Source organism: Aquirufa beregesia (assembly GCF_011090385.1).
Taxonomy (GTDB): domain Bacteria; phylum Bacteroidota; class Bacteroidia; order Cytophagales; family Spirosomataceae; genus Aquirufa; species Aquirufa beregesia.
In genome coordinates this window covers 454,063-456,586 of the sequence record NZ_SEWW01000002.1, presented here as the reverse complement: position 1 = coordinate 456,586, position 2,524 = coordinate 454,063, and the positions used below count along the sequence as shown (strand labels likewise).

The window sequence follows — 2,524 nt, the reverse complement described above, 5'->3', positions numbered from 1 at the left end:
TAGGGATTAGAATTCCAGTACAAGAAGGGTGGTATTTCAACGTTGGCTCCCCGATGCCTAGCGACACCGGCTCATAGCCTCCCACCTATCCTACACATCCAGTACCAAAACTCAATGCTAAGCTATAGTAAAGGTTCATGGGGTCTTTCCGTCCCGTTGCGGGTAAACGGCATCTTCACCGTTACTACAATTTCACCGAGCTCACGGCTGAGACAGTGCCCAGATCGTTACACCATTCGTGCAGGTCGGAACTTACCCGACAAGGAATTTCGCTACCTTAGGACCGTTATAGTTACGGCCGCCGTTTACTGGGGCTTCAGTTCAATGCTTCGCCTTGCGGCTAACATCCCCCCTTAACCTTCCAGCACCGGGCAGGTGTCAGGCCTTATACGTCATCTTTCGATTTTGCAAAGCCATGTGTTTTTGTTAAACAGTCGCCTGGGCCATTTCTCTGCGGCCTCGATTACTCGAGGCTCCCTTTATCCCGAAGTTACAGGGTTAATTTGCCGAGTTCCTTAGCCGTGATTCACTCGAGCGCCTTAGAATATTCTTCTCGACCACCTGTGTCGGTTTACGGTACGGGTTACTTATTAGTTATACACGCCTAGACTTTTCTTGGAAGATCACTCGCTACACTCGTTTTGGCATTGCTGCCGCCTCTCAAAGACACTATTCCGTCAGTATCTGGTAACCCATTCTCTCCGTCATCTATTTGCCCAATAAGTAAGTACAGGAATATTAACCTGTTGTGCATTAGGTTGTCGCTCTCGCTAGACCCTTAGCCCCCGACTAACCCTCAGTTGATTAGCATAGCTGAGGAAACCTTAGTCTTTCGGCGTGAGGGTTTCTCGCCCTCATTATCGTTACTCATGCCTACATTTGCTTTTCTGATCGCTCCAGCCAAGCTCGTCGCTCAACCTTCGCCGCAATCAGAATGCTCCCCTACCAGTATATAAATATAATCCAAAGCTTCGGTACTTTACTTGATGCCCGTTTATTATCGATGCCCGCCTCGCTCGACCAGTGAGCTGTTACGCACTCTTTAAATGAATAGCTGCTTCCAAGCTAACATCCTGGCTGTCACTGCAATCAGACTTCCTTAGTTCAACTTAGTAAAGATTTTGGGACCTTAGCTGTTGGTCTGGGTTCTTTCCCTCTCGGATTGGGACCTTAGCACCCCAACCCTCACTCCCGGGTATATTTTAAGCCATTCAGAGTTCGTCAGGATTTGGTAGGATTTGACTCCCCCTAGTCCTATCGGTAGCTTTACCTGCTTAAAACTTGACCCCGAGGCTGTTCCTAAAAACATTTCGGGGAGTACGAGCTATTTCTCAGTTTGATTGGCCTTTCACCCCTACCCACAAGTCATCCAAATACTTTTCAACGTAAACTGGTTCGGTCCTCCACTCCGTTTTACCGGAGCTTCAACCTGCTCATGGGTAGATCACAAAGTTTCGCGTCTACTCCCACTGACTAAGCGCCCTATTCAGACTCGCTTTCGCTCCGGCTGCTCACATCTATGTGATTAACCTCGCCAGTGAAAGTAACTCGTAGGCTCATTATGCAAAAGGCACGCCGTCACCCCACGAAAGGGCTCCGACCGCTTGTAAGCGTATGGTTTCAGGGTCTTTTCACCCCCTTACTCAGGGTACTTTTCACCTTTCCTTCACAGTACTCGTTCACTATCGGTCTCTTGGTAGTATTTAGCCTTACCGGATGGTGCCGGCAGATTCAAAGGGGATTTCTCCGGTCCCCCCCTACTCAGGATACTCCTACAATGAAATAAACTTACCAATACAGGGCTCTCACCTTCTACGGCCCGCCTTCCCAGACAGTTCTCGTTCATTTAATCCATCGATATCGAAGTCCTACAACCCCAGTCTTGCCGCAACAACACTGGTTTGGGCTAATCCGCGTTCGCTCGCCACTACTTACGGAATCACTTTTGTTTTCTCTTCCTCTGCTTACTTAGATGTTTCAGTTCAGCAGGTTTGCCTTCTATTTAAATAGAATACTAGATCTTCAATCTAGTGGGTTGCCCCATTCGGAAATCTTCGGATTAAGGGTCTTGTGCACCTCCCCGAAGCTTATCGCAGCTTAACACGTCCTTCTTCGCCTCCAAGAGCCTAGGCATCCCCCATACGCCCTTATTTCACTTACTCTCTAATATCTTCATGCCCGAAGGCAATCGCTATCTATTTTTGCTCTTACTCTTTACTTTATTCTCACAATATGTCAAAGAACCTTGTGTAATCTCTTAGTAGTTGCCTACCAATCAATTACATCGTTTCCCTATTTCCTTACTTCCGTTGAAGTAGGAGGGAGGCAATACTTAAAGGATAAATTATAAATGATGAATTATACATCATCGTTTATCTTTTAAGTTCTACTCTAATGTTTTCATTAAACTCGTTCGCTTAATGTTTTTACTCTAAGTGGACAATAAAGGATTCAACGCAGAATGCAATTCCGTTGACCCCTGCTATTAATCTCTGTTATTCAACAGTGTGGAGAATAACGGATT

1 rRNA gene is annotated in these 2,524 nt (G+C 46.5%); it reads right to left on the bottom strand.

The features are described 5' to 3' along the window. Window positions 1–2,161: ribosomal RNA gene (locus EWU23_RS14440) — 23S ribosomal RNA — on the bottom strand; the annotation flags it as partial. Between the last annotated feature and the right edge of the window lie 363 nt (window positions 2,162–2,524).